Origin of the sequence: Maribacter polysiphoniae (assembly GCF_003148665.1) — a bacterium.
Taxonomy (GTDB): Bacteria; Bacteroidota; Bacteroidia; order Flavobacteriales; family Flavobacteriaceae; genus Maribacter_A; species Maribacter_A polysiphoniae.
In genome coordinates, this window is sequence record NZ_QGGQ01000015.1 from 35,677 (window position 1) to 60,560 (window position 24,884).

27 protein-coding genes are annotated in these 24,884 nt (G+C 39.8%); 14 read left to right on the top strand and 13 right to left on the bottom strand.

The features are described 5' to 3' along the window. Positions 1 to 98: 98 nt before the first annotated feature. Complete coding sequence (locus LX92_RS20770; protein WP_109654721.1) at positions 99 to 2,642, bottom strand: phosphoenolpyruvate carboxylase; 2,544 nt, start codon at positions 2,640 to 2,642, stop codon at positions 99 to 101. 155 nt (positions 2,643 to 2,797) lie between these two features. Beyond that, complete coding sequence (locus tag LX92_RS20775) at positions 2,798 to 3,496, bottom strand: uracil-DNA glycosylase family protein (RefSeq protein ID WP_109654723.1); 699 nt, start codon at positions 3,494 to 3,496, stop codon at positions 2,798 to 2,800. A 131-nt stretch (positions 3,497 to 3,627) separates the two neighbouring features. Here LX92_RS20775 and LX92_RS20780 point away from each other — a divergent pair, with 131 nt between their 5' ends. Beyond that, positions 3,628 to 3,756, top strand: coding sequence for a 30S ribosomal protein THX (locus LX92_RS20780; protein ID WP_109654725.1), 129 nt, complete (start codon positions 3,628 to 3,630; stop codon positions 3,754 to 3,756). Positions 3,757 to 3,759: 3 nt separating this feature from the next. Here LX92_RS20780 and LX92_RS20785 read toward each other — a convergent pair whose 3' ends face one another. From LX92_RS20785 to LX92_RS20800, 4 genes are all read right to left on the bottom strand, one after another. Next, on the bottom strand, positions 3,760 to 4,125 hold the full coding sequence (locus tag LX92_RS20785; protein WP_109654727.1) for a hypothetical protein: 366 nt from the start codon (positions 4,123 to 4,125) through the stop codon (positions 3,760 to 3,762). A 54-nt stretch (positions 4,126 to 4,179) separates the two neighbouring features. Continuing rightward, the gene (gene yaaA, locus LX92_RS20790) at positions 4,180 to 4,941 is read right to left on the bottom strand and encodes a peroxide stress protein YaaA (RefSeq protein WP_109654729.1); all 762 of its coding nucleotides are present in this window, start codon (positions 4,939 to 4,941) and stop codon (positions 4,180 to 4,182) included. Positions 4,942 to 5,038: 97 nt separating this feature from the next. Further along, entirely contained in the window at positions 5,039 to 6,061 is a 1,023-nt protein-coding gene (locus tag LX92_RS20795; RefSeq protein WP_109654731.1) for an RluA family pseudouridine synthase, read from the bottom strand. Positions 6,062 to 6,064: 3 nt separating this feature from the next. After that, positions 6,065 to 6,652 (bottom strand): PASTA domain-containing protein, encoded by a 588-nt coding sequence (locus tag LX92_RS20800; protein WP_109654733.1) that lies wholly within the window; start codon positions 6,650 to 6,652, stop codon positions 6,065 to 6,067. Between the two features lie 205 nt (positions 6,653 to 6,857). Between LX92_RS20800 and LX92_RS20805 the strand changes: the two genes are divergently transcribed. The 4 genes from LX92_RS20805 (at position 6,858) to LX92_RS20820 (ending at position 11,897) form a co-directional block, all read left to right on the top strand. Next, entirely contained in the window at positions 6,858 to 7,841 is a 984-nt protein-coding gene (locus LX92_RS20805; RefSeq protein WP_109654735.1) for a D-alanine--D-alanine ligase, read from the top strand. 9 nt (positions 7,842 to 7,850) lie between these two features. Next, positions 7,851 to 8,306: a pantetheine-phosphate adenylyltransferase gene (gene coaD / locus LX92_RS20810; protein WP_109654737.1), complete on the top strand. Its 456-nt coding sequence runs from the start codon at positions 7,851 to 7,853 to the stop codon at positions 8,304 to 8,306. A 206-nt stretch (positions 8,307 to 8,512) separates the two neighbouring features. Continuing rightward, positions 8,513 to 11,503, top strand: a complete 2,991-nt coding sequence (locus tag LX92_RS20815; RefSeq protein WP_109654739.1) for a PAS domain S-box protein — start codon at positions 8,513 to 8,515, stop codon at positions 11,501 to 11,503. Next, the gene (locus tag LX92_RS20820) at positions 11,490 to 11,897 is read left to right on the top strand and encodes a response regulator (protein ID WP_109654741.1); all 408 of its coding nucleotides are present in this window, start codon (positions 11,490 to 11,492) and stop codon (positions 11,895 to 11,897) included. The genes LX92_RS20815 and LX92_RS20820 overlap by 14 nt, the downstream gene beginning before the upstream one ends. A gap of 24 nt (positions 11,898 to 11,921) precedes the next feature. Here LX92_RS20820 and LX92_RS20825 read toward each other — a convergent pair whose 3' ends face one another. Next, positions 11,922 to 12,509, bottom strand: coding sequence for an NUDIX hydrolase (locus LX92_RS20825; protein WP_109654743.1), 588 nt, complete (start codon positions 12,507 to 12,509; stop codon positions 11,922 to 11,924). A 7-nt stretch (positions 12,510 to 12,516) separates the two neighbouring features. On the opposite strand from LX92_RS20825, the gene pyrE reads away from it, so the two are divergent. Together pyrE and LX92_RS20835 are read left to right on the top strand one after the other, a co-directional pair. Continuing rightward, the gene (gene pyrE, locus LX92_RS20830; protein WP_109654745.1) at positions 12,517 to 13,158 is read left to right on the top strand and encodes an orotate phosphoribosyltransferase; all 642 of its coding nucleotides are present in this window, start codon (positions 12,517 to 12,519) and stop codon (positions 13,156 to 13,158) included. Between the two features lie 9 nt (positions 13,159 to 13,167). Next, positions 13,168 to 13,560, top strand: a complete 393-nt coding sequence (locus LX92_RS20835; RefSeq protein WP_109654746.1) for an orotate phosphoribosyltransferase — start codon at positions 13,168 to 13,170, stop codon at positions 13,558 to 13,560. 5 nt (positions 13,561 to 13,565) lie between these two features. Here the strand turns inward: LX92_RS20835 and LX92_RS20840 are convergent, their stop codons facing one another. Next, positions 13,566 to 14,297: a biotin--[acetyl-CoA-carboxylase] ligase gene (locus LX92_RS20840; protein WP_109654748.1), complete on the bottom strand. Its 732-nt coding sequence runs from the start codon at positions 14,295 to 14,297 to the stop codon at positions 13,566 to 13,568. A gap of 95 nt (positions 14,298 to 14,392) precedes the next feature. Between LX92_RS20840 and rsfS the strand changes: the two genes are divergently transcribed. From rsfS to LX92_RS20870, 6 genes are read left to right on the top strand one after another with little or no spacing between them, the layout of a single operon-like run. Continuing rightward, the gene (rsfS, locus tag LX92_RS20845) at positions 14,393 to 14,770 is read left to right on the top strand and encodes a ribosome silencing factor (RefSeq protein ID WP_109654750.1); all 378 of its coding nucleotides are present in this window, start codon (positions 14,393 to 14,395) and stop codon (positions 14,768 to 14,770) included. Between the two features lie 9 nt (positions 14,771 to 14,779). Continuing rightward, the gene (gene ftsH, locus LX92_RS20850; protein ID WP_109654752.1) at positions 14,780 to 16,840 is read left to right on the top strand and encodes an ATP-dependent zinc metalloprotease FtsH; all 2,061 of its coding nucleotides are present in this window, start codon (positions 14,780 to 14,782) and stop codon (positions 16,838 to 16,840) included. Positions 16,841 to 16,900: 60 nt separating this feature from the next. Continuing rightward, the gene (locus LX92_RS20855) at positions 16,901 to 17,512 is read left to right on the top strand and encodes an LUD domain-containing protein (RefSeq protein WP_109654754.1); all 612 of its coding nucleotides are present in this window, start codon (positions 16,901 to 16,903) and stop codon (positions 17,510 to 17,512) included. 1 nt (position 17,513) lies between these two features. Continuing rightward, positions 17,514 to 18,317 (top strand): phosphatidate cytidylyltransferase, encoded by an 804-nt coding sequence (locus tag LX92_RS20860; protein WP_109654756.1) that lies wholly within the window; start codon positions 17,514 to 17,516, stop codon positions 18,315 to 18,317. Next, positions 18,307 to 18,987, top strand: a complete 681-nt coding sequence (locus tag LX92_RS20865) for a phosphatidylserine decarboxylase family protein (RefSeq protein ID WP_109654758.1) — start codon at positions 18,307 to 18,309, stop codon at positions 18,985 to 18,987. Before LX92_RS20860 ends, LX92_RS20865 begins: the two co-directional genes overlap by 11 nt. Then, the gene (locus LX92_RS20870) at positions 18,965 to 19,225 is read left to right on the top strand and encodes an acyl-CoA-binding protein (RefSeq protein WP_109654760.1); all 261 of its coding nucleotides are present in this window, start codon (positions 18,965 to 18,967) and stop codon (positions 19,223 to 19,225) included. The genes LX92_RS20865 and LX92_RS20870 overlap by 23 nt, the downstream gene beginning before the upstream one ends. 18 nt (positions 19,226 to 19,243) lie before the next feature. On the opposite strand, the gene LX92_RS20875 is transcribed toward LX92_RS20870, so the two are convergent. Genes LX92_RS20875 through LX92_RS20890 form a run of 4 tightly spaced genes read right to left on the bottom strand, consistent with a single transcriptional unit; the run spans position 19,244 to position 23,303 of the window. Further along, a complete protein-coding gene (locus tag LX92_RS20875; protein ID WP_109654762.1) occupies positions 19,244 to 20,005 on the bottom strand; it encodes a creatininase family protein in 762 nt (253 codons plus the stop codon). Positions 20,006 to 20,017: 12 nt separating this feature from the next. After that, positions 20,018 to 21,286: a sterol desaturase family protein gene (locus LX92_RS20880; protein ID WP_109654764.1), complete on the bottom strand. Its 1,269-nt coding sequence runs from the start codon at positions 21,284 to 21,286 to the stop codon at positions 20,018 to 20,020. Between the two features lie 42 nt (positions 21,287 to 21,328). Then, on the bottom strand, positions 21,329 to 22,039 hold the full coding sequence (locus tag LX92_RS20885; RefSeq protein WP_109654765.1) for a response regulator transcription factor: 711 nt from the start codon (positions 22,037 to 22,039) through the stop codon (positions 21,329 to 21,331). Continuing rightward, positions 22,023 to 23,303, bottom strand: coding sequence for a sensor histidine kinase (locus tag LX92_RS20890; RefSeq protein WP_109654766.1), 1,281 nt, complete (start codon positions 23,301 to 23,303; stop codon positions 22,023 to 22,025). Before LX92_RS20890 ends, LX92_RS20885 begins: the two co-directional genes overlap by 17 nt. Positions 23,304 to 23,648: 345 nt before the next feature. Between LX92_RS20890 and LX92_RS20895 the strand changes: the two genes are divergently transcribed. Further along, entirely contained in the window at positions 23,649 to 24,098 is a 450-nt protein-coding gene (locus LX92_RS20895) for a doxx family protein (protein ID WP_223308440.1), read from the top strand. 2 nt (positions 24,099 to 24,100) lie between these two features. Here the strand turns inward: LX92_RS20895 and ppk2 are convergent, their stop codons facing one another. Beyond that, positions 24,101 to 24,883, bottom strand: a complete 783-nt coding sequence (gene ppk2, locus LX92_RS20900; RefSeq protein WP_223308441.1) for a polyphosphate kinase 2 — start codon at positions 24,881 to 24,883, stop codon at positions 24,101 to 24,103. Between the last annotated feature and the right edge of the window lies 1 nt (position 24,884).

Sequence of the window (24,884 nt, forward strand, 5' to 3'; positions counted from 1 at the left end):
TTGTAATGCGATAATGAAATAATAATACATAGTGTTATACCTTATATCCTGATTTTAGGCCTAAATTCCTTCCCTCTATTTCAATCCGGGTATTGGTCTTAAGCCGAATTTCTACTAGCATTAATATTCCCGTAAAGAGATCTTGTAACAATTTTCTCATACAACTCCTTATAGGTCGTGTTTTGACCTATTCTCTGTAATGCATATTGTTGGATCACCAATAGCGGAAGAACGATGTTCTCCCTAATTTGGATAGACTCCCTAGAAATAGCTTCATTTTCCATTAAAACATCGTAACCGGAAATCAGCAACAACATCTCTTTGGACAGTTCATACTCCTTATGCAGGATATTCCAAAATTCACCATATTTTTCATCCTCTTTCATATAACTGGTGAGTTCAAAATAACATTTGGTAAGCGACATCATACTATTATGCATCAATGCCTTGAAAAAAGGAACCTCTTTGTACATTTTCTTCAATTCCCTAAGTCTACCCGTTTCCCGGATTGTCTTAATCGCGGTGCCTATTCCAAAATACCCTGGGACATTCTGTTTTAATTGGCTCCAAGACCCCACGAAGGAGATGGCCCTAAGGTCACTCAAGGTCAATTTTGCCTTATTACCCCGTTTTCCGGGTCTACTACCAATATTGGCTTTTTGGTAATACTTAAGGGTACTTCTATTTTCCAGATACGAAATGAACATTTCGTGCTGCTTCAATGCATCGTATTTGGCAAAACTCAATTCGGACAATTCCTCAAGGAGTTTACGGTGTTCCTTGGAAATCACGTTTTCCTTACCAAATAGATTATTCGACAATCCTGCGGTCAACAATTGCTCACTATTGTGCTTAAACTGTTCCTTGGTACCATACGTACTCGTTATGGTCTGCCCTTGTATGGTAAGTTGTATTTCATGGTTGGCGATATCCTTGGTCTGTGAGGCATAAAAACGATGTGTTTTACCACCACCACGGGCTGGTGGCCCTCCACGTCCGTCAAAAAACAAGGCTTTGACATGGTTCTTTTTACAAACCTTGGAAAGCTGTTCTTTGGTTTTTAGAATGGACCAGTTGGCCTTTACATAACCTCCATCCTTTGTACCATCGGAAAAACCGAGCATCATGGTCTGACTGTCATTTCTTTGATTCAAGTGACTGCGATATTCGGGCAGATCAAATAAATATTGCATGACACCCTCGGCTTCCGACATGCCCTTCATGGTTTCGAATAGTGGGATTATATCAAAGGTGATACTATCATCTTGCCATCCACTCCATCTAAACAAGCCATAAACAAACAATACAGAGAAAATATCCTCTGAATTACTGATGATATATCGATTACAGCCATCCTCCCCATTTTTGGCTTGTATTTCTTTTAGTTGTTGTATGTTCAATAAAGTATCACGCACTATGTCCTCGTACGTATCCGGATCGGCCTTGATGTTTTCCTTTACCAACAAATTCACCAATTCCGACTCTGAGAGTTCATCCAAACTTTCCTTGATATACCCGGTATTCTTTAAAATAGTTTCAACGACCAAAATATGTTTGCTATGGTCCTGACGGATATCCAAAGTGGCAAAATGTGTCTTAAAGATCTTTACCTTATCTATAAAATGATCGAGCATTCCCAAATAGAGTCCGTGGTAATCGTTGCGTAATAGCTCCCGCATGGTCATTAGGGGATCTACGATCTCCTGAAAGGAAATACTCTTTGCAGGATTGAACATTGCGGAGTACAATTTATTGCGCAATTCCTTTAAGGGACCTTGTACCTTTTTAAAGGTTAATTTTTTCTGTAGGGACTTCAGGTCATTATAATAACATTTCATAAGATTCAACCGAAGATCATCGGCTACGTTCTTGGTAATTTCCGCGGTCACAAAAGGATTACCATCCCTATCGCCCCCTGGCCAGAACCCAAGCTTCATGATATTATGATTCTCAAAATCATCATTATCGATATTCTCTTTTATATAGGCATACAAATCGCCCATGGCGTCATAATACACATTCCTTAGGATGTAAATGATATTCTTAGCCTCGTCGAAAGGGGTGGGTTTTTGGCTGTTGATCAATGAAGTAAGCCCCAATTGCTGTAAGGTCACATCAATATCGTCTATTTTATTATCCACTATGAGGGATCGAAGATCATTCATGATATCAAGAACGGCCGGCGTATAGAATTGGGTTGGGTGCGCCGTCAAAACGATCCGCGCACTAAACGTTGATAATTTTTCGGCAACCTTGTCCCAGCTTTTGGTTCTATTGACCAGTTGGAAGTAATCCTTGATCGAAAGTGAATCGCTATGCTCCTGAAGCTTCGGAAAGGCAGCATCCTCAACACTATCGTATAATACAACCTGTCTTTCCACATATTGAATGATTCGGAACATAAAATCTATCTGGTCCTTTTCTTCCTTGATATCCACATAATTCTTGAAGAATGATTCAAGAATATCCTGGGGATTAAGTCCTTCTTTAAGCCCTTGTTTGGATTGATGGTGTAAAAGTGGCACGACCATACCCACATTCTCAATATTCCTATACGGAAGATTCAGAAACAGACTGTTGTAGACATTGAACTTATTCTGTACCGATTTTTTAAACTCCTCTAATCTTTCTGTTTGATGCATAGACTTTAATAAATGTACCCTTATTTCACACGGATACGGATTTACTTACCTCGTTTGACTTGACAAATATCGGCATATTACGCATAACATTATTTGCTTATTTTATCAAATAACAAAATAAGGTTCTGTTACCATAAAACCAACACTAAACGCAATTAAATATCTGATGGTTTCCCTTTAATCCCTTTAAAAAAGGGCCTGTATTGCAACTCCCTATAATCCAAGGTGTTGAACTTCGGGTTTTCCGCCTTTAACATCTTATAGTGCAACAGGCTCCCGACTGCCCTATTGGCAGCCCCAGAAGGTGCTGTCAAGGAAACGGTTTGTATCACTCTTCGCCCCCCTTCTTTCGGGGACAGGCAAAACCGGTGTATTCTTGGCACTTGGGAATCTACCAGTTCCAAATTAATTTGATGCTCTTTCAAATGCCGTCGAAAAAAATATTCCGGGCCGTTTTTACTGTTTCCACCAGTGAAAAGCAGGGTATCGACCTTATCGTACTTTTTAAGATACCCAATAAGGTTTCTAAGTTGTATATTCTGCATTCCCAGATCCGACGCATCTATTTTGGCACGTTCAGCACTTTGAACGATATCACATATTCCGATTTTGTGTTGTACCAAAAACCTTTTTCGTTGTGCAATGGCCTCCTCACTTGTTTCAAATTTCAAATCCAATTGAAAAATCCTATCAAGGATGGTCCACAATTGTCCATCCCTACTGCCATAGCAGAAATCGACATCGCCCTCCTTCAACAGCCCCGTTGTAAATCTCGGAGGCGGCAAGGTACCGACAATCAATTTCGTTGCTTCCTTAAACAGAAAGGGTTCATAAGGATGGGAATGAAGAAACATATCGTTTATCTAGGTCTTAGCGGAAAAAAGTTTGATTTCGCCAATCAGCCATACCGTTTTTAATGATTGTAAACTTTATTGACAATCTCTTATAAAATCAGTACTTTTAAAGGTAACAAAAAATCATAACTATGGGAAGAGGGGACAAAAAGACGAGAAAAGGAAAAATCGCCAACAATTCATATGGCGCAAGAAGACCTAGAAAAATAAAGAAAAGACCTACCGTGGAAGAAAAAATAGATATCAAAAAAAAGAAATAAACCCTAATCCACCACAAAATCCAAGGTGACATTCCCTTCTGCGTCCAATCCTATTTCATAGGTATAATACCCGAAAGGCAATGGGGTCTCACCAACAAAGTCGATAGGTTGTAACACATAAGTTCCCCCTTCGGCGGAAATACTGATATAATCATACGTGTAGGCTGTTTCATATTCCAGATAATCGCTATAGGAATCCGGGCCTACATTGGTATGTACCATTTCCACCCCACCAACTTGTATGGAATCGTATTGTAAGGCACTTACGTTTTTTACACGTATCTGCACACCGTTCAATTCATCATCACGATCCGTACAACCGACAACGAATACAAACACACTAAAAGTTAAAATAAGGAACCGTTTCATACTACGCTTTGAATTGTTTCTGTATGAGTAAAACGGCGTAAGTGCAAAAATATTCTATCGAACAAAAACTGGTTCGTACTCTTTTAAGGTGTGTTCCTTACTGAACATGTAATCATCACCATTGAAAGCGCGAAGTTCGTCCAAGGTTTTTACATCCTTATCCAAAATATAACGCACCATAGAACCCCTTGCTTTTTTTGCAAAGAAACTTATGATCTTAAGTTTATCGTTCTTCCAATCCTTAAAAATGGGGGTTATTACAGGTACTTTAAGTTTTTTGGTATCCAGTGCGCTAAAATATTCCTTGCTGGCCAAATTTATGAACAACCCATCGTCATCCAATTCACTATTCAAATGGTCGGTCAATTCCTTTTTCCAAAATTCGTAAAGGTTTTTTTTACGACCGACCTTTAATGATGTACCCATTTCAAGACGATAGGGTTGAATCAAATCGAACGGTTTTAAAATGCCATACAAACCGGATAATATACGTAGCGTATCCTGAAGTTTATCAAATCGCTCCACCCCAATCGAATAGGCATCGATCCCCTGGTAAACATCCCCATTAAAAGCATAGATGGCAGGTCTTGCGTTCGATGGATCAAACGGTACGGAAAAATTCTGGTTACGCTCCCAGTTAAGTTCCGCAAGGTTATTCGAAATACCCATTAATTCTGCCAATGCACTGGGTTTCTTCTTCGCAAGCACCTTGTTCAACTTTTCTGCCTGCCCTAAAAAACGAGGCTGCGAAAACCTTTCAGTGGGTAATTCGCGTTCAAAATCCAGTGATTTTGCCGGAGAAACAACAATTTTCATATAAATCTGTTTTACAGGTAAAAATATAAAGGATTTGGGCAGAAAACCACCTTAACCCAAAAGTAGTTATCAATACCGATATAAATGGAATTTATACTTACTTGCTATGCTTGGCGTAATCTTGCCATTTGGCAATACAATTCGCCATGTCCTCTGGAAGTTCGGAATTAAAACGCATGAACTCACCCGTTACAGGATGTACAAAACCCAGGGTCTTGGCATGCAAGGCCTGTCGTGGCAGGATCTTAAATGCATTTTCGACAAACTGTTTGTATTTTGTGAATGTGGTGCCTTTCAATATCCTGTCCCCTCCATAGCGTTCATCGTTAAAAAGGGTGTGCCCTATATATTTCATATGCACACGTATTTGGTGCGTACGGCCTGTTTCCAATTTACAGGACAACAGGGTAACATACCCCAAGCGCTCCAACACCTTATAATGCGTAACAGCCTCCTTACCTTCATCGCCCATAGGAAAAACATGCATCTGCAACCGATTTTTAGGATTTCTGGCAATATGGCCCTCAACGGTACCATGGTCATCTTCAACATTGCCCCAAACCAATGCAATATACTCCCGTTCAGATGTTTTGTCGAAAAATTGTTTGGACAGATGCGTCATTGCCGCCTCGGTCTTGGCCACCACCAAAAGTCCTGAGGTATCCTTATCAATACGGTGTACCAATCCGGGACGTTCGTTTTCGTTCGTTGGCAAATCCTTTGTATGGAACAATAAGGCATTGATCAAAGTACCTGAGTAATTACCATGCCCGGGATGCACGACCATGCCAGCCGGTTTATTGACCACCAACAGGGCATCGTCCTCATAGACTATATCCAAAGGAATATCTTCCGGTATCAACAATAACTCGTGCGGAGGGTGTTCAAACAGAACCCTTACCTCATCCCCTGCCTTAACCTTGTAATTCTGCTTTACGATCTTTTCATTGACCCAGATATGACCGTCCTTTGCAGCTTGTTGAATTTTATTACGGGTAGCATTTTCGATGAAATTCATCAAAAATTTATCCACACGAAGCGGATCCTGCCCTTTTGAAGCGACAAACTTATGGTGTTCATATAGTTCTTCCTCGCTGGGTTCTTGAATATGTGGTCCCATATATTATTCTGAATCTGCCTTTATTTGTGCACGCTCAGTAATACTTCCGTTACCGCATACCAATTCTATTTTTGAAGTCTTGGGAAGTTTATCCCCTGGTTTAATATATTTACCCTTGTACTTGATCTGATAAACCATGTCCTTTCCAAGTTCATCAATATAACTTACCCGCTGCACATCAAGACCTACAGCCTTTAGCATTGACGAGGCATTGCGCTGGGTAACCTGGATGATATTGGGCACGGTTACTTTTTTATACCCTGATGGATTTACCGTAAAATAGATTTTACGGTCTTCCTTAACCTTGGTCCCTGCCTTTGGATCTTGTTCTATAATCGAAAACCTCGGATAATTGGGGTTGTAATTGGCTGAATCCAAAACCTCATAACGCAAACCGACCTTTTCTACGGTCGAACGCATATCCATCACCGACATTTTTGAAAAATCGGGTACCTCTACAAATTCACCATGATGGGTGGTGCTGTTCAACCAGCGTAAAGTTACAATGACCAATACGACCGAAACCACTACGGCCAAAACCAATTGTACTAGAAATGTACGACTCCGTAAAAAATTTAAAAATTGTCTCATCATGTGATATTAATCGCACAAATATAGGAAATGAGGTATAACTTTGAACGACCACCTTCCCAAATATTGGTTAAAGCACTGGGCAATTTCGAAAACTTTGATCAAACTCCAAAAAAAAACCACTAGGTTCAAAAGAAACCCATGGCTTTTTCTTTACTTTGATTCCTGAAAGTTGCTTTACACTTAAATGCAAAAAAAGTAGGCCATGAAGAAAAAAGTCGCCATTATCATGGGTGGTTATTCCAGTGAATATAAAATTTCACTCAAGAGCGGTAATGTCGTACATTCTTATCTTGACAAATCCCAATTTGATAGTTACCGTATCCATATTTTTAAGGATAAATGGGTTTATGTTGACGAGGATGAAACGGAATTTGAAGTGAACAAACACGATTTCTCCATTTCCCCTAAAGGACAGAAAATCACCTTTGACTGTGTTTTCAACGCCATTCATGGCACCCCCGGGGAAGATGGTTTGCTGCAAGCCTATTTTGAATTGCTTAAAATTCCGCAAACGTCGTGCAACTATTATCAAGCTGCCTTGACGTTTAGCAAACGGGACCTCTTGAGTGTCTTAAAACCCTACGGAATAAAATCCGCCCCATCTTATTATTTGAATATGGGTGATGAAATCGACGTCAATGCCATAGTTGCCAAAGTAGGGTTACCCTGTTTTGTAAAGGCCAACAAGGCCGGCAGCAGTTTTGGCATCTCCAAGGTTTATGAAAAAGAGGCCTTGCAAACTGCCATAGACCTGGCATACCAAGAGGACAACGAAATAATCATCGAAGCTTTCCTGGAAGGCACTGAAGTTTCTGTAGGCGTAATCAAATACAAGGGGGAAACCAAGGTTTTACCCATTACCGAGATAGTCACTGATAATGATTTTTTTGATTACGAAGCCAAATACGAAGGAAAGTCCCAAGAAATTACTCCGGCCCGAATCAGTTCGGAACAGGCGAAAAAAGTCAGTGAAATTGCAAAACATGCCTATGAGGTTCTTAAAATGAATGGGTTTTCGAGAAGCGAGTTCATTTTTGTCAATGATGAACCCTATATGTTGGAAATGAACACTACCCCCGGTCTGACCACGGAGAGCATATTACCACAACAGGCCAAAATAGCAGGAATATCACTTACCGAGTTGTTTGGTAATGCCATTATGGAAGTATTACCCAAAAACCCCTAACTTTAACCTATGAGACGCGCTATTTTTCCAGGTTCCTTTGATCCTTTGACATTGGGACACCACGATATTATAATGAGGGGCATTACGCTTTTTGATGAACTTATCATCGCTGTAGGGGTCAATGCCGACAAAAAATATATGTTCACCCTTGAGCAAAGGCTCGAATTCATTACCCAGGAATTTAAAAATGAACCCAAAATAAAAGTACTCACCTATGAAGGCCTTACCGTGGATTTTTGCGAAAAGGTAAATGCGGGTTTTATTTTGCGTGGCCTAAGAAACCCCGCTGACTTCGAGTTTGAAAAGGCCATTGCCCACACAAACCGTAAGCTTTCCGATATAGAGACTGTTTTCTTACTGACTTCCTCGGGCAAATCGTTCATCAGCTCCTCAATTGTAAGGGATGTTATTCGAAATGGAGGTAATTATTCGATATTGGTCCCAGATACAGTAAGGTTCCAATAATTCGATTTTCACCTTCAATATTCGCCATAATCGAAATCCCTAAGCGCTGAACTATTGTAAAAACAGACAGTTTCAATATGTTCAGACATACATTTAATTGACTTTATATCGTTTAAATCGTGTATTACAACGAGTATTGCCTTATTCACAACAAAGCTTAAGCAATTTGGAATAATACACCTACTTTCGTAAGAAATTACAACAATATGGTCAAGGAAACACAGACTTACATCAATAATTATTTAATAAAACAGCTGCCCACGGCAACCGTTTTCTTGAATAACAACCTAGAGGTCACACATGTTTCTGATAAATTCGTAGATGATTTCGGATTGATAAACGATACGATTATCGGTAAACGGATTGATGTGTTATTAAATACCATGAATGAAGATTGCCTTAAGGACTTTAAGGCCAATCTTATGGGTAATAAAAGCCATACACGTTGTGCACATTTTATCACCAAGGACAATCAGGAGAAAAGATTTGAATGGACCAATGTACCTTGGTATGACGAAAATGAAAATATTATAGGGGTCATTGCCCAAACCGAGGATGTTACAAAAAAGGTTCTGAACGAATTGAAACTAGAGAAATTGGAATCGCTCTTAACAGGTAAATCGGAAATAGCAAAAATAGGCACCTGGGAATATGATGTAGAAAAAAACAGTCTACACTGGTGCGATATCACCAGAAAGATTCATGAAGTTCCCGATGATTTTGTCCCAAATGTTGACACTGGCATTGATTTTTACAAAAATGGTTTTAGTCGGAACACTATTTCCATGGCACTGAACAATGCTTTGAAAAACAAAACCCCATGGAATGAAAAACTTCAAATAATCACCGCCACTGGAAAGGAAAAATGGGTAATCGCATCAGGAAAACCGATTTTCAACAACGACAAGTTGATTGGCCTCCTGGGGACCTTACAAGATATTAATGACAGTGTATTATCACAGATAAAAATAAAGGAAAGCGAACATTTATTAAAAACGTTGATCGACAACCTTCCGATGAGTGTTTATATCAAGGACATCGAATCACGTAAAGTTTTGGTAAACAAAGCTGAATGTGATTTTGCCGGGGTAGATGATCCCAAAAAACTTTTAGGAAAGAACGATTTCCAGATTTATGATAAAAAAACCGCCCAAGGTTTTAGGGATGAAGATTTAGAGGTCATACAAACCTTAACCCCTATTCTAAGCAAAGAGACAACGTGCAAGGCCAAAGATGGGTCAATGGCGACGATTTTAATCTATAAATTACCCCTACTGAATGCCAAGAATGAAATTGAAGGTATTGTAGGCATGTCTTTGGACATAACCGAAACACGTAAAACACAAAGGGAACTTAAAGAAAAAGAACGGAATTTCAAAAGTATATTCAATTCATCGTACCAAACGGCAGCTATACTTGATGTTGATGGCACACTTATGGAAATCAATGATAGTGCCCTTGATATTATAAAAAGTACCGCTGACAAGGTTATCGGAAAAAAATTCTGGGAAACCCCATGGTGGCCAAATGAGGACAATGTTAAAAAGGGCCTGAAAAAAGACCTTAAAATTGCTTTGAAAGGCACTACAATCAGAAAAGAAGTTACCGTACTAAACCAATTACAAAATAGAATACCAATAGATTTTTCCATAAAACCTATTTATAACGACAACAACCAAGTGGTTTCCTTACTGGCTGAAGGCCGGATAATCACTGATATGGTCATTGCAAGGGATAAAATCAAAGAAAGCGAGTTGAAATTCAGGACACTTTACGAACTCTCTCCTGTCAGTTTTATCCTGTTTGATTTTGAAACTGGGGAAATACTTGATATAAACCCCTCCTTCAAAAATACTTTTGGATACAAACAACGGGATATTGAAAAACTTGATTTTTGGAAATTCCTTAATTTAGAGCATAAAGACGAAGTACAGGATAAGCTATTGTCCAAAGGAACTTTTGGTCCGTTTGGCAAAAATTTAATTACGAAAGATGGCCAGGAGCTCTCCGTAATCGTAAACAAATCACTCATTGTCAACAAAAAAGGCGAAAAACTTGTTTGGACAATCATACAGGATGTGTCCGAAACCGAGAAAAAGGAACGACAAATCAGGGAAGAACGTAGATTACTTAAAACGGTAATCGACAACCTTCCTTTGAATGTGTACATTAAAGATGGGCAATCAAGAAAGATCTTGGTCAACAAGGCCGAATGTGATTATCTAAATGTCAAAAGTGCTACCGAACTATTAGGGAAAAGTGACTTTGACCTGTACGATAAAAAGGTTGCCCAAGTATCCCGTGATGAGGACTTGAACGTAATGAATTCATTAAAACCGATCCTAGGGGTAGAGACAACAAGCAAATTAAAAAATGGGAAGGTCACCACATTCCTAACCTCTAAGATCCCTTTAAAAGGGGAAGACGGCAACGCCTATGGTCTCGTGGGGATAAGTCTGGATATTTCTGAATTGAAGCAAAAAGAGGAAGAACTTAGAAACCTTATCAACATAACTTCCCTACAAAATAAAAAGTTACTTAACTTTGCCCATATCGTTTCCCATAACCTCAGGAGCCATTCTGCCAATTTCTCGATGCTTTTGGAATTTTTGGTCAATGAAAAAAATGAAACCGAAAAGCTAAAATTGACCAATATGCTGGTTGGTGCTTCAGATAATATGCTTGAGACCCTGGAGAATCTAAATGAAGTTTTGGCCATAGGGGCGAATCCCAATACCTCTAAAGAACCGATTAACCTCAATAGGAATATCACCAAGATCCAACAGAATCTTTCTGTTACCCTAAAGAACAATAATGTCGAGATCATCAATACCATACCAGACGATGTCTTCGTCAAAGCCGTACCGGCTTATGCAGAAAGTATCCTAATGAATTTTATCACCAATGCGGTAAAATACAAGTCTCCTGAACGAGACCCTAAAATAGTACTGAGTACTGCGAAGAAAGGAAAATATACCGTTTTGAGTATCACGGATAACGGGTTGGGTATTGATTTGAAAAAATACGGGGACAAACTATTCGGACTATACAAAACCTTCCACGATCATCCTGATGCAAAAGGATTTGGATTGTATATGTCAAAAAACCAGATTGAAGCCATGAATGGGAAGATTACCGTTTCCAGCAAGGTTGGGGTCGGAACAACTTTTAATCTCTATTTTAATGAAAATAATTAATTCGATCTTTATCGTGGACGATGATCCGATTACCGTTTTCGGTATTCGGAAAATGCTGGATTCCGCTGTAAAGTACAATACATTAAGCACCCATGTCAATGGCAAATTGGCCATCGATGACATAAAAATAAAACTGAACAAGGGGCAACCTGTTCCTGAAGTTATTTTTTTGGATATCAACATGCCCATTATGGACGGATGGCAGTTTTTAGAGGATTTTACCGACCTTCCCATTAAAGAGAAGATCATCATAAATATTGTGACCTCTTCAATCGACCCTATTGATTATGAAAACTGTGAAAAATACAAGAATAAAAGCCATCACGTGATCCGATTCAACAACAAACCCATAACAAGGGCGAAAATAATCGAGATCACACAACCTATTGGATAAACCACCTATACGGTTTCCTTTCCCCTACTCCCCAAACAATGACCTGATATTGATATACGAATTGGTCAGTGCTTTTTTGATCTTCTTAGGACCCTTCCATTTTACCTTTACGATTCCTTCATTCTCTTGGCCGGTCAATTCACCCTCATAGGAGGTTTTCATGGCGAACCAATGCACTTCCTTTAGTTTGTATTTACCATTGCGTTTAAAGATATGATAGGTCGTTTTAAGGAAGTTTTCGATTTTTAGCTTCTTTACACCCGTTTCTTCCATGACCTCCCTAATGGCGCATTCCTCAATGGTCTCCCCCTTGTCCAATTTACCTTTGGGCAAATCCCACTTATCATCCCTATAAATGAACAGCACTTTTCCCTTCTCATTGGTAACTACCCCTCCTGCTGCCACTACCTTGGGAATGGTCTTGCAGAATTTTTTAAGTAATTCCTCATGATTCGGGTGATAAATGTAAGCTTGGGTCAACTTTCCCTTTGCCAAGGCATTTATCGCTTCGTGCACAGCTTCGCTATTCAACAAGAAATATTTGCTATTTGCGATATCCGATAATTCATTTGTTAAAATCAGAGGTAATTCTTTAACAAAAACTTTATACATTTGCGAAATGGTTTTAGATAAAAACACGGCAAAAAAGACTGCAGAGCTTCTACTGCAAATTAATGCAATAAAGTTGAAACCCGAAAATCCTTTTACATGGGCTTCTGGTTGGAAATCTCCAATTTATTGTGATAACAGGATAATACTGTCTTATCCGACCATTAGAAATTTTGTTCGGGAGGAAATGGCAAAACAGGTTGAAGCCCTCTATGGAAGGCCGGATGTGATCGCAGGAGTGGCCACAGGGGCTATTGGCCTTGGAGCCTTGGTAGCTGATTATTTGGGACTACCCTTCATTTATGTGCGTCCTGAACCTAAATCACATGGTCGCAAAAATCAAATTGAAGGTTATATCGAACACGGTCAAAGTGTTGTGGTCATCGAAGATTTGATCAGCACGGGAAAAAGTAGCCTTAATGCTGTTGATGCCCTCCTAACCGCAGGTGCGAACATCAAAGGAATGCTGGCCATATTCACCTATGGCTTTGATGTGGCCTCCACGAATTTCAAAAATAAGGAAATTGAACTTTATACCTTATCGGATTATGCCCACCTGATTGAACAAGCATCGGATACGGGATACATCAAGGAAGAACAACTAAACACTTTATTGGAATGGCGTATGAACCCTTCCCAATGGAAACAATAATGACCCGCAATGCATATAGAAACCCCTAAAAACAAAATCAACAAAAGTGCAAAGGAAGTTTTTGAATTTCTTATCGATCTTCAGAATTTCGAAAAACTAATGCCTGAAAACATTGATAAATTCGAAGTCATCAATGAAGATAGGTTTCTTTTTGCCTTAAAAGGAATGCCGCAAATCGTATTGCAGCGTCAGGAACAAACCCCGAACGATAAAATCGTATTAGGGGCAGCCAGTGACAAACTCCCTTTTACTTTAACGGCGGACATAGAAGCCCTCGATGATGACTCTTGTGAAGTAGTGCTGAATTTCAATGGCGAATTCAACGCTATGATGGCCATGATGATCAAATCACCCATAACAAATTTTATGGGCACCCTTTCCAAAAACCTGGGTAACCTTTAGGCTTTTCAATAAAGCAGGCTTATTTCCTTCATATTGAATTCCTTTTGGATATCGTCCTCAAGGGTAACCATCAGTTTGCCTTGATCCGAAACCCCTCGAATGAAGCCCATGAACAGGTTACCATCGGTTCCTTTGAAGGTTGAAGGCTTATCTTTTCTAAACAAGACACTTTCATAGGTATCCTTCATATATCCCGCCCCCTTATTTTCAATTTCCAAAAAAGACTTCTTCAGTTCCCCATAAAATAAAAAGAGTAACATTTCCAAGTCAAATGTCTTCCCCATTATTAATTTTAAGGACGAAACATTTGGCAACCCTATGAACTTTTCCTGGTTCACATTCAACCCAATTCCTATTACCGAAGAAATCATTCGGCTACCCGATAAAATATTTTCAATTAATATTCCGCATATTTTCGAGTGTCCTGACAGAATGTCGTTAGGCCATTTGACTTTTAAATTGGGTATACCCAATGTATGTAACGCATTATAAACCGCCAAGGATATACAGATATTCAGTAGAAAAGGATTATTGAACTGCTCCGATTCTATTTTCTTCAAAACGCTGAATGTTAGATTCTTACCGTGTTCCGATTCCCAAACCGTACCCATTTGCCCCCTTCCAAGGGTCTGGGTATCGGCGACCACAAACGTAAAATCCTCCAACGAACTTTCATTCATTAAATCCTTTAAGTACAAATTTGTAGAGTCCGTGGCATTAAGTTTGATTATCCTCATCTATCATCCAATAAAAGAAAGTAACAGCTATTGTTAAAATTTTTAAGGATAAAAGAACAAAAAAATAATAACTTTGTAAAAATTAAAATTTTTGAATGCAGAAAAGGAAAGCCAGTACAGATGAGTTAATTGCATTAATTTTACAGGGAATAGAAGAAGTAAAAGGGCAAAACATAAATTTACTCGACCTAAGGGAAATTGAAAACACCGTATGCGACTACTTTATTATATGTAATGGTACTTCCAACACACATGTGAATGCCATAGTAGGATCAATCCAAAAAACAGTAAGCAAGGCTATAAAAGACAAACCTTGGCACGTTGAAGGCGAAGACAATGCCGAATGGGTTTTAATGGATTATGTCAACGTTGTGGTACACGTCTTCCAAAAACAAATTAGAGAATACTACGATATAGAAGGACTTTGGGGTGACGCCAAGTTCACGACCATCGAAAGTAGTATAAATCAGTAAAAAAAAAGAATGGCTAAAGATAACAATACAACTCCCAAAAAACCGAAATTCAGTTCATGGTGGATCTATGGACTCATTGCAGTATTTCTTATTGGGTTTCAGTTTATAGGTGGGGGGAACCTCAACAATACCAAAAAAACAACAACTTCAGAACTACAGGAGTACCTTAGAAATGGGGACATCAGTAAGATTCTGATCATCACGAATACGAATCAGGCCAAAGTTTTCCTGACCGACGAAGCCTTGCAGAAAGAAGTGCACAAAGACGTCTCAGAGAAACCCTTGTTGCCTACAACAGGCGCTATTCCCCAATATATATTGGATTATGGCGATCTCCAGATTTTCCAAAATGAAATCACAGAGATCAAAAAGGAAGAAAACCTCGATACCATTGTGGAATTCGATAAGGAATCGAACTACCTCGGTGATTTATTGTTGGGAATCCTCCCTTTTGTATTGATCATAGGTATCTGGATCTATCTCATGCGACGTATGTCGGGTGGCGGTGGCGGTGGCGCCGGCGGACAGATATTCAATATCGGTAAGTCAAAAGCCAAATTGTTCGACGAAAAAACAGACACCCGTACCTCTTTCAAGGACGTTGCCGGTTTGGAAGGCGCCAAAGAGGAAGTTGAGGAAATCGTTGAATTTTTAAGGAATCCGGATAAATACACCTCTTTAGGGGGTAAGATTCCAAAAGGTGCCCTTTTGGTGGGCCCTCCAGGTACCGGTAAGACATTATTGGCGAAAGCCGTTGCCGGTGAGGCCAAGGTTCCCTTTTTCTCACTCTCAGGCTCAGATTTTGTCGAGATGTTCGTAGGGGTAGGTGCCTCCAGGGTACGTGACCTATTTAAACAGGCGAAAGATAAATCACCCGCAATTATTTTCATAGATGAAATTGATGCCATTGGTAGGGCCAGGGGTAAAAACAATTTCACGGGATCTAACGATGAGCGTGAAAATACATTGAACCAGTTATTGACCGAAATGGATGGTTTTGGGACCAACACCAATGTTATCGTTCTTGCCGCCACAAACCGTGCCGACGTACTCGACAAGGCTTTAATGCGTGCTGGTCGTTTTGACAGACAGATCTATGTGGATTTACCGGACATACGTGAGCGTAAGGAAATTTTCGAAGTACACCTTAGACCGATTAAAACCGCCGAAACCCTTGATTTGGATTTCTTGGCCCGACAAACACCCGGTTTCTCGGGAGCGGACATTGCCAATGTGTGTAATGAGGCAGCCTTGATTGCTGCACGTAAAGAGAAAAAGGCAGTTGGCAAACAGGATTTTCTTGATGCCGTAGATCGTATTATCGGTGGCCTAGAGAAAAAGAATAAAATCATCACAGTTGGTGAGAAAAAGACCATTGCATACCACGAAGCCGGTCATGCCACCGTTAGTTGGATGTTGGAACATGCGGCCCCGTTGGTCAAGGTAACCATCGTACCTAGAGGACAATCCTTGGGTGCAGCTTGGTACTTGCCTGAAGAAAGGTTGATTGTGCGACCTGAACAAATGAATGATGAAATGTGTGCCACCCTAGGGGGTAGGGCTGCCGAGAAGGTTATATTCAACCAGATCTCGACAGGAGCCTTGAGCGATTTGGAAAAAGTAACCAAACAAGCACGCGCCATGGTTACCGTATATGGCCTTAATGATAAAATAGGTAATCTTACCTATTATGATTCCTCAGGACAGAATGAATACGGCTTTACCAAACCCTATAGTGAGGAAACCGCCCAGAAAATCGATACTGAAATCTCAGCGATTATCGAAGAGCAGTACAAAAGGGCAATCGATGTTTTGGAAGAGAACAAAGATAAACTCATAGCCTTGGCTGAACGCCTTTTGGAAAAGGAAGTAATCTTTAAGGAGGATTTGGAAAAGATTTTTGGAAAAAGACCTTTCGACAAACATTTTGACGGCAAGGGCCAGGAAGTGACCAGAGAGGAAGCCGAAGCGGAAGCAAAAGAAATAATTGAAGAAGCGGCAGCAAAGAAAGAAGCAGCAAAAAAAGCGGAAGTAAAAGATACTGAAGACGACAACAAGGAAAATAAATAAACAAGATTTACGTTGTTCTTACTAATAATGAGGACATAGTAACGCGCTTTAATAAAATTAATGGGGCTATTTGACAAATTATTCGGCGGTGGCAAAAAAAAGGTACCCAAAGAAACTGCGGAAACCCGTGGGGTGCATATGCCTGATTTGAATATTCCTGTTGATGAAAAGTTCACCATTCATTTTAAAACGAATGGAGGCAAATTCATCTATTGTGATTCTTTTCAAGAAATCTCAGAAGCGCTTCAGAATATCGTTAAGGAAAATGATTGGAAAAACCATCCTTTCTTTGTGTTGAACCCCATGTTGGAAGAAAGGTTTTCCAAAGAAAAAGTAACTTTCACCAATAAGGCCAAGGAAAGCGAAGTGTTTTTTACAACCTGCGAACATCTTATTGCCCAAAATGGGTCGATACTTGTCTGCTCCAATCAATTAATGGAGAAAAAGCTCAATGAACTTCCAGATAATATCATTGTCTTTGCCACCACAAGTCAATTAGTCGAGTCTATTGGGGAGGGTTTAAAAAAAATCAAGAAAAAATATGGCCATAGTATACCGGCCAATATCACTACCCTCAAACACTTTCGGGCCACCAATGAAAATTCAAATGACTTTTTAACATACGGTAGTAGTTCCAAAAATCTGTATCTTTTACTTTTGGAAGATCTATAGTATGAAAGAAGTTTTAAGAAGGGCACTTTCCGGGGCAGTTTATATAATTCTATTATTATCGGCCGTATTCCTGAGTTCGGATGCCTTCGATTTTTTGTTTATGACCTTTGGCCTGGCCTGTTTATACGAATATAAAAGGCTGGTACATCTTAAGGGATACCACATCTTTATTGCGTATTTGGCTTTATGGTGGACCTTCATCTATTTGGTACATGATAGATGGTTGATCTACATTCTAATGTTCCTGACCATATCGACGAATATTGTCCTGCTCTTTTTTCTTTTCTCGAAAAAAGACCGACTTTTCCAATTTCATCATAAATTCCTTATCGGTTTACTATATATCGGTGGTGGTTGCATTTTCCTGACCATGATTCCGTACAAAGACAATGATTTTGCCAAATTGCTCATAATGGGGATCTTTATTCTCATCTGGGTAAATGATTCTTTCGCATATCTTGTGGGAAGCACTTTGGGGCGAACGAAATTGTTCCCTGCGGTTTCCCCAAAAAAAACCATAGAGGGCACTTTGGGCGGCTTGGTATTTACCTTGATCGCCGCCTACCTACTTGGTAGGTATGAAACTATGATAAATCCGATACAATGGTTAATTTTGGCATCTGTAATTGTATTATTTGGGACTTTGGGTGATTTGATAGAATCAAAATTCAAAAGAATTGCAGGAGTCAAGGACAGTGGGGCCATTATACCGGGTCATGGGGGGATGCTAGACCGTTTGGACAGTATGGTATTCGCGGCACCTTTTGCCTATTTAACATTAAAAATATTTACCTATGTTTCATAAAGAGGGTCAAACCATTATACTAACAACCTTTTTTATCGTGGTAGCCGTTGTCTTACTTTCCGGATTCTACGTTACGAATGAATGGTTACGATGGGGGTTACAGATTGTGGCAGTTGCCATATTGATTTTGATTCTCCAATTCTTCAGAAACCCTAAAAGAAGCGCCAATAATCTTTTTGATGAAATATTGGCCCCCGTTGATGGTAAGGTGGTCGTTATCGAGGAAGTCCTTGAAACGGAATACTTTAATGACAAAAGACTTCAGGTATCCATTTTCATGTCCCCATTCAATGTGCATGTCACCCGTTACCCCATTAGTGGCACCATAAAATATTCAAAATACCATCCCGGGAAATATTTGGTGGCATGGCATCCCAAATCGAGCACGGACAATGAAAGAACCACTGTGGTCATAAACACCCCTAAGTTCGGTAAAATATTATATCGTCAGATTGCCGGCGCCATGGCCAGGCGTATTGTAAATTATGCCGAGGAGGGTGAAAGTGTACATCAGGGCGAAGATTCCGGTTTTATTAAATTTGGTTCTAGGGTAGACTTATTACTACCTTTGGATTGTGGCATAGCCGTAAAATTAAACCAAAAGGTAATAGGTGCAAAAACATGTATTGCCACCTATGTAGACAAGCATGAAGAAAGAGACTTTACGTAATAAATTTGAAGACGCTGTGGCCTTTGTAAATTCTTACACAGAGCCTTTACCTGCCGACCTCTTGCTTAAGCTTTACGCTTACTACAAAATAGCCAATAAGAATTATGATAATCCAGGCAGCAAGACACCCCTTATCAATGCCTTTAAGGCCAATGCGTTATTCCAGGCGCAGAATATTGGTCGTGAAGATGCAATGAAGGGCTATATTGCCTTGGTGGAAAAAGAAATCAAAAAATGATTTTGTACGTGTAAGCTGCTATTCATAAAGATCGTTCAAATCGGCCTTACATAGTTCAAAAATAAAGTCCCCCACTTTCTGGGTTACATCCTTAAAAAAACGTTCACCCTTTTCCTTGGTCGAGCTCGTGGGATTCCCAACACCGGTATCCTCACTGATTTGAGACCATTTGCGTTCTGCCCAAACCCAACCTTCGGTAAACGATTTTATTTTATACCCTTTGGACGCCCCTGTACCCCAATGTTCTTTCGGCAGTACCAAATCCGGCTTTAAATAGAGCATCAGACTGGTTTCCATTTCATCGGCATGATCCCCTTCATGCTCAAAGTATGTGGTCTTATCCAACGATTGGAACCAATTGGCGAAACAAATGAACATATCAGGATATTTCAGGCCCAACTCCCTGACCAATGGCTTGAAATTATTGCCCCCATGGCTATTGAAAATGAGTAATTTTTTGACTCCTTGTCTGTTAAGCACTTCGACCACATCACATAAAATGGACAATTGCGTACTTGGATTCAGGTTAATATCCAAATAGATATCCGATTGTCCCGTATTAACGCCAAAAGGGATTGATGGCAATACAATCGCCCTACCCCCTTTCTCCCAAGCCACCTTTGCCGATCCCGCAGCCAAGAGATCACTCTCATAGACATCCGTTCCATAGGGTAAATGGTAATTATGGGCCTCTGTTGCGCCCCAAGGCAAAACAGCCACATCAAAACGGTCATCCTTAAGGGCTTTCCAGTTCGTCTCTGCCAAAATGTATGGTCTCATAGCTTTAAAATATTAAATTGCAATCTTTGTGTTTGAAGGGTCTTTTTCCAGATATGTAAAATAAATGCCTGCTGTTAGGGTAATCAAAAAATAGAGTGCTACCCATGCGGCACCAAAATCGGAATACGTATTTATACCAAACCAATCCCCAGTATACCAAATGACGGCAACACCAGAAAGACCACGGATTACCTCAATCCACACCGCATAACGAACCCTGTCCATCAGAGCGGTATACCCATAGATACCAATAAAAACAAAGGCCCCGAAAGACAACAATCCATCAAACCCTATGGCTTCATAATTATAGAACATGAACAGCATTAAAAAGGTAGTACAAAGAACTTGGAATACAGCGTATCCCTTTAAAGCGGAAGATGCCTGGGTGTCATACTTTTCAAAATGATATACATCCTCAATAATCGGGATGGGATATTTTTCCTTAACATCCGCAGGGCGCCAACCTGTAGGCATAAACCATATACGAAGTTTGTCAAAAACATTTCGAGTTCGCCAAGCGTCTTTCATCAAACGCCATAAATGTTGAAAATTAATGATGATCGGATTCCATGTCGAGGCCGGTTTTAAGACCCCATATTGTGGTGGGACTTCTTCCAATTCCTCTTGAAAGGTACCGAACCAGCGATCCCACACGCAGAGGATCTGGCCTAGGTTCTTATCAATATATTCCGGATTGATGGCATGGTGCACCCGATGTTGGGAGGGTGTTACGATAATGTATTCCAACCATCCCATTTTTCCGATATGCTGTGTGTGGTACCAAAATTGGGCGAACAAGTGAACAGGGGCCAAAATGGCAATAACGATATTCGGAACGCCCATTATGGCCGCAGGAATCAACAGAAGAGGAAAATACCCCAACAAATTGGAAATGGATTGCCGTAAGGCACAGGCCAAATTAAACTCCTCGCTACTATGGTGTATCACATGCTGATTCCAGAAGAAATTGATTTTATGACTCAATCGATGATTCCAATATCCTGCAAAATCCATCGCCAAAAATGCGACCAACCACACCACCCAAGTTGATTTCAGGGAAAACACAGCCAAATGCTCCAACAAAAAAGGATAGGATACGATGATAATACCGATGCCCAAAGAATCCTTTATAATATTCGTAAGTCCTGAACTGATACTGGAAACAGAATCGAGTACCTTATGCTTCTGGTCTTTTACCACATAGCCATAGACCATTTCTATGGCCAAAAGAACCATAAAAAAAGGAATAGCGTACAAAAGGGCCTTGGCGTAGGTTTCCATTCTATTGATTTAATCTAAGAAAGATACCAATAAATATGGAATTCACTTATTTTTAACAACATTGGTCTTTAGTATAAAACCCCGACCATGCACATTTTCAATCCTCAGCGTTGGATCGTGTGCCAAATACTTCCGTAAATGGGTAACGAATACATTCAAACTCTTTCTATTGAAATAGTCATTGTTGCCCCAAAGGGTCTCCAGTATCCCTTTATGCCCACAAAGTTCATTCGGATGGGAGGCCAAATATTTGAGCAGCTCACTTTCACGGGAGGTCAGATGGATAACCTCCGATTCGAAAAACAATTCCTGGGTTGAACTGTTCAACCTATACATTCCAATATTGAATATTGAATTTTCACCGGCATGGTCCGGTGTTCTTTTCAATCTATCCAAAAGCGCCAAAATACGCACTACCAATTCCTCCTCATCAATGGGCTTTTTAAGATAGTCCAAGGCTCCGAGTGAAAACCCTTTTAAAACATCGACTTTCAGTGATCTTGCGGTCAGGAAGATAAAGGGAAGGTCAGGAAACCTTTTTGCTATATCCGCGGCAAGCGTAAAACCATCCATCTGAACCATCATCACATCCAAAATAGCCAAATCGAACCTATTGGATTGAATAATATCCACAACCTTCGTTGGCTCTTTTTCCCATATAATATCGAAATCCTTCATTCTTAGGTATTCGGTAAGCAAATACCCTAAAGAGGCATCATCCTCAACCAATAAAATACTATATTTTTTTCCCATGCTTATACAATGGTATTTTTAGGATTATCGTTGTCCCCTTGTTTATTTCACTATTCAAGTCAATCTTTCCGTTGTGTTTTTCGATTACCCTCTTAACATAACTAAGCCCAAGGCCATACCCTTTGACGCCATATTTATTTCCATCGGAAACCCGATAATACTTTTGAAAAACCAACTTTTGATCTCTTTTACCTATCCCCTTTCCATTGTCTGAAATGCGTATGACCAATTTCCCTTTTTGAACAAGGGACTCCATTTCAATCTTCGGTTCTTCACTATATTTTTTGGCATTTTCCAAAAGGTTGTTGATTGCGTTCTCCAAATGGGCCACCTCAGCCTTAATCCGATAAGGACCAGCTGCCAAACGATACTCAAAATGAACTTCCTCAAAGGAGGTAAGCGTCTTGAAATCTTTACAAAGATCCTCTAAAATAGGCTTGAAATCGACAACTTCAAAATTGAATATACTTTGCCTTTCCTCAAAACTGGCCAATTCCAACACCTTGTCGATATGATTCTTCAATCGTTCTACCTGCTGCCTAATGATATCCAGTACGGGTGCTTTTTCCTCGGAAATCTCACCCTCGAGCATCTTGGATGCCAGACCAATCGAAAATACCGGGGTCTTTAGTTCATGCGTTAGGTTGTTTATGAACTCATTGGTTGTGGTTATGACATTCCGTTGCCAATAATAGGTTCTTAGGATCCATAAAATCGCTACGATGATTCCAAGAATAAACAATAGGCTAGGCACGGTCAACCCGTTGAGTTTGGACAGGTAATAACTATCCAAATTCCTAAACTTCAACTCCAGGATCACATCCGTACCCAATAAAGTGGGCAAGTACCCTTTGATCTCAATAGGATAGGTTACCAATTCGGCCGTGCGCTCATAGACTACGGGCGATTTAATATAATGGGTGGAATCCCTGGTCACCAATCGATAGGTAAAATCGGCATCAATGCCCTTTTCCACTAATTTTTCCGTTATAAAGTCATTTAAAAAATGGCTCGAGGCATCTCTTAAACTATCGACACTGATATTAAAATACAAACTATCTTCCTCAATGGCGTTAGCCAGCAGAAAAGTCAATTTATTCTTCGTTTCCAGGGTATTCCTGATATCCTCACTCGCCAAACCGATTTTACTGCTGAATTGTACCTTGGCCAAATTAATACCGATCCTCAAATATTGATACTGCACAATCGCAAGACCCAAAATGGATACGATGAAAACTATGGTATAAATATTACGTTTCTTCAAAATTTGCTGAAATAAGTTATAAAAATAAGTTTCTCATCGCGCATTTTAATTTTTTGTTCATCTAATTAACTTTTCATTAATCCTTATTAATTTTTGCTTAACCCCATACTATTCTTCTTCATACTATATTGGTCCTGATTTAAGTTGAGTTAAATCCTAGAATAAAAAGGGCCAGTCATTTTGGTAATATGATAGGCCCTTTTTATTTGAACTGATTCCGCAACTACTTAAGGGCAATGCCAATTCGGCCTTTTGAAACATTCTCGAAAAGACCATTTGGCAATTAAGGTAGTTTTATCACCACCACTATGCAAACCAGTTTTAACAACCAAAAAAACCACCAAAATGAAAGTAACGTACATATTCATCAAAAAAAATATGATGCCTATCGCTATTGGTATTGTTTACCTATGGTTTGGGGCTTTAAAATTTTTTCCGGATATCAGTCCGGCCGAAGACTTGGCAAAAACCACCATACATGAACTGACTTTCGGACTGATTCCTTCCGATATAACCATCCTCCTATTGGCTTTTTGGGAGATCACCATTGGTATATTACTTATACTCAACGTCTACAAAAGAATGATTTACTGGGCCGCGATAATCCATATCACCCTAACATTCACCCCTTGGCTCTTTTTTCCTTCGGAAGTGTTTCAGAACAACTACTTCCAACTAACGCTCCTTGGACAGTATATCGCTAAAAACATAGTTATTTTGGCTGCTTTGGCTGTATTGCTCAAAGAGGAAAAAACAAAGGAAGCCAGTGTTATTACCCAAAGGGAAATGATGTGACATTACTTATAGGGTATGGCCTTTAAAACATATTCAATGGCCTTTAGCCGTGCCTCTGTTTTTTTATCCGCTTTGATAATTATCCAAGGGGCATGTCCCGTATCCGTGTCCTGAAGCATCACTTGTTTGTACTTGGTATATTCGTCCCAAAGATCTTGGGCTTTCTCGTCCACTGCCGACAATTTCCAACGTTTCAAATCGCTTTTACGAATGTCCTCAAAACGCTTTTCCTGTTCTTCCTTGGTGATGGAAAAATAAAATTTGATCAAATAGGTGTCGGATGCAATGATCATTTTTTCAAAATCATTGACTTGGGACATGAACCTATCATATTGTTCTTGGTCACAAAAGCCATTAACCGGTTCGAGTACCGCCCTATTGTACCAACTACGGTCAAAAAATACGATCTTACCCGGCTTTGGCAACTTATTCACATAGCGTTGAAAATACCACTGTCCTTCCTCGTCCTCCGTGGGCTTGTTTAGCGCTACAATCCTGTAATACCTAGGGTTGATATGGGCTGCCATTCTACGTATGGCCCCTCCCTTACCTGCAGCATCCCTTCCTTCAAAGAGGATGACGATTTTTTTTCGGTTTTCTATGGCCCATGCCTGAAGCTTCACCAGTTCAGCCTGCTGCTCCCGTAATTTAAGTTCATATTTCACTTCGGCCAAGGTTCGCCCCAGATCAATACGCTTATTTCCAAACAAACTTTTTAAGCCTAGTTTAGAATTGAGTAAATCCAAATCTTCCTTTGAAAGTTCAATGTCTCGTATTTCCTTCATA